Below are 2,327 nucleotides of genomic sequence, written 5' to 3' on the forward strand. Positions count from 1 at the left end.
GCGTTGCGTTCGCGGGAGTGGGTCGGCCGCGTGAAAAAGCTCGGCCAGGCTGGCGTTATGCAACTGCATGGCCAGCGGCCACTGGGGGCCGTAGGGCGATAGCGTGGCCTCGTCGTGGAACAACGCCGTCCAACTGGCGAGCGCTGCGACGGCCATGTGCTCGAAACGAGCAGGGCGGTCCGGCCGCATGCCAAGCAGGTACGAAACCTCCGCCAACGTCAGCAGTAACTCGGCGTCATGCGTTTCAGCGGCCAGTTCGCGCAGCCGCGCCGCGTTGCGCTCGGTCGCCGCGGGGCGAAGGCTGTTCATTGTGAGGATGTGCGTCGAGGTGGCACTGAGTTGATTCGAATTCAGCGCACTGCGTTGTAATGTTCCGATCACCTTCGCCGGCCGTACACGTTCGACGCCGAGCGATGCGCTGCATCCGATCATGCAAGTCAGCAGAATCGTCAGCGAAATGGATAGCAGCGTTCGACTCATGTCAGCAGGGCGTGGGAGGGAGCTTACAGCTTACAGCGGTGCGGCGCTACCGGTTCACCATGTCGCATGATTCTACTGTCATGTTGAGAGGTTTGGCGTAGCGAGGCGGGGCGTGCATACATCGGTCGCTCTGCGCGATCCGCCGTTCACCATGGCGGGGCGAAATACTCGCTACCGTAGACGATCACCCCGCCCATATGAGCGGTGGTGCCGACAAGAGCAACACCCACGAGCAGGCTGAATCGATAGGCCCACAACCATCGTCCACTGTTGCGTCGGCGCGCGAGTTCGGAGAGCATCGCCAGCACGACAAACCAGCCGACGACGGCCGTACCCAACCAGCGGTGGGCCGAAAGGCCGGCCACCGCTTCATCGTATTGCCACTGCCAGCCAGCGTTCAGCCAGCCCAAGAGGCCGGCAACCAACGCCCCAACCGCGCCCAGCCACAGGCAGTACCGTCCTGCGCTTGCCAATTGTGATCGGTCGGTCAGCCAGGCCAACCATTCCGCCAGCGCGGCAGCCGCGAGCAGCGCGATCGGAAAGTGTACCGTCTGGACGTGCAGTCGACCGAGCCAGTTGAGCCAGTCCGAGCCATCCGCCTCGCACCCCGGGAGACACGATGCCAGTGCCGCCACACCGAGCCACCGCCAGTGACCGCCGGACCAATCGAACTGTTGCGAACGTGCCATGCCGCCGCCTTTCACGGGCTTCCCCACGGTAGTGCCCGCTGCTCCGGCATTCGGACCTGGATGAACGCCACGTCTTCGCGCATGTGGCAGACATTGCACGCGTTCATCAGCCGTTCGTAACGCTGGTGAAACTGCTCGCCATCTTCAGCTTCAATTGCCTCGACGAGGGCGGGCAACTCGCGATTGAGAAACGGCTGCGCCGAAGCGCCGCGCCCCGGCCGACGCTTGATGCCCTTTTCGATGGCATCACCGATCTTCTCCGCGTGATACTTCGCCAACGGCCAGTTTGCCTCGTCGCCGGCGAAGTACAACTCGTTGTAGCGGTAGCCCACCTCGACCATCGCCGCGCTGAAGCCGCCGAACTGGTCGGCCAACTGGTCCAACTGTTCCTGCGTATCACCTTCCAACCATGTTTGCGATTCGCCAGCCGGAGCCGACTCATTCGCATTGTCGGCCCCGGCGTTCCCATCGCAGCCGACCAGCCAGGGCGACCCCGTCATCACAGCCAACATCCACAAATAAGCCAAACAACGTTTCATGATGAACACCCTCTCAATTGAGACATGAACGAGCTTGCAGCGGACAACGTGCCTGCTTCCAAACTTCATCGCGAATCGGGCAGTACGCCTTGCTCGCGAAGCCAGTCTTGCTCGTGCTCGGCTAACGCGTTGGCAAGCGTCTGGATCGTAGACCGATCGAGCGGTTTGTCTTGCGCCTTCGCAAAGCATTGATGCACTGGGTGGCCGTTGTCCGCCAGCCACGCGAGGTAGACCTGGCCGCTGTAAAACAAGGGCACATCCACCCACTCAGGCGAGGCATCATTCAGGTTGCCGTCGGTGTATTGGGCCGGGACGTCCGCATCTTCACCCAGACCGAGCGTCAGCGGCATCGACACGTAATGCCAGCGGGCCTGCGTCGCGTCGGCATGCACCGCAAAGGCGACGTTGTACGTCTGGCCATGCTCAAGTGCCTTGCTGTCGCGCGGGTCCGGCGCTGCCAACTCACGCGTGATCCAGACGTGCCAGGCGCCGTCGATCCATCGGCCATCCGCGGCAAGACTCGCCCGGCTGCCCGACGGTTCACGCAGGTAGCGTCGCGGCAGCACGTCGCCCTCTTCCCACGCGTGATCCGGATCGAAAGGTAATGCCGTGTCTTCGA

At 62.9% G+C, this 2,327-nt stretch carries 4 protein-coding genes; all 4 read right to left on the bottom strand.

Going from position 1 to position 2,327, the window contains the following annotated elements:
- The coding region (locus tag ACERK3_19595) for a hypothetical protein (protein MFA9480477.1) at positions 1-480 on the bottom strand (480 nt) is incomplete at its 3' end.
- Positions 481-626: 146 nt separating this feature from the next.
- Positions 627-1,169: a DUF2231 domain-containing protein gene (locus ACERK3_19600; protein MFA9480478.1), complete on the bottom strand. Its 543-nt coding sequence runs from the start codon at positions 1,167-1,169 to the stop codon at positions 627-629.
- 11 nt (positions 1,170-1,180) lie between these two features.
- Positions 1,181-1,708: a hypothetical protein gene (locus ACERK3_19605; GenBank protein MFA9480479.1), complete on the bottom strand. Its 528-nt coding sequence runs from the start codon at positions 1,706-1,708 to the stop codon at positions 1,181-1,183.
- A gap of 65 nt (positions 1,709-1,773) precedes the next feature.
- The coding region (locus ACERK3_19610; protein MFA9480480.1) for an ethylbenzene dehydrogenase-related protein at positions 1,774-2,327 on the bottom strand (554 nt) is incomplete at its 5' end.

The sequence above is a fragment of the Phycisphaerales bacterium AB-hyl4 genome (assembly GCA_041821185.1).
Taxonomy (GTDB): Bacteria; Planctomycetota; Phycisphaerae; order Phycisphaerales; family Phycisphaeraceae; genus Natronomicrosphaera; species Natronomicrosphaera hydrolytica.